The sequence below is a fragment of the Xenorhabdus beddingii genome, from assembly GCF_002127545.1.
In the GTDB taxonomy this organism is placed as follows: domain Bacteria; phylum Pseudomonadota; class Gammaproteobacteria; order Enterobacterales; family Enterobacteriaceae; genus Xenorhabdus; species Xenorhabdus beddingii.
This window is the reverse complement of the sequence record NZ_MUBK01000161.1, coordinates 1-510: the sequence shown is the minus strand read 5'-3', so window position 1 is coordinate 510 and position 510 is coordinate 1. Positions and strand designations below refer to the sequence as shown.

The following is a 510-nucleotide window of genomic DNA, read 5'->3' as shown; positions in this document are numbered from 1 at the left end:
AATCCAATGGGACAGTTGGAATTTTTTTATGAAATCAAACTGACAGGCGCGAGCATTGTTGATGTTTCCTATCATTATCCGCATTCCATCGACGACAACGGCGCCATGCCGCATGAAGTGGTGATGCTGGATTACAAATCTATTTCATGCAGTCACCTCGCCGCCGGAACGTCGGGTTACAGTATTTCGCAATTAGTTGGACGTGAAGAAGAAAGGCCGCTTTTGTCTGGATTCTCGAATGTTAAGCCACTGAAGAAGCCGCGGGTTGAAGAGACTCCGGTAAAACCCGCTAAACATCATGCTCGTTATCGTTGTGTGGATGATGACGGTAATCTTTTAACCGAACGCAAGTATCGGGTTTGCCTGCCGGATGGTCAGATAAAAGAAGGAAAGACGGATAAACAAGGTTATACCCAATGGCATCTCACTGATGACAAAAAGAAACTTGAATTTCATATTTTAAAGGATTAATACCATGCCAACGTATACCGTTTACACAAAAATAGAATC

The 510-nt window shown here is 43.3% G+C and carries 1 protein-coding gene; it reads left to right on the top strand.

The annotated features are described in order from the left end of the window. A partial coding sequence (locus tag Xbed_RS20445; RefSeq protein ID WP_479688286.1) for an Hcp family type VI secretion system effector occupies positions 1–471 on the top strand: 471 nt, incomplete at its 5' end. Positions 472–510: the final 39 nt, after the last annotated feature.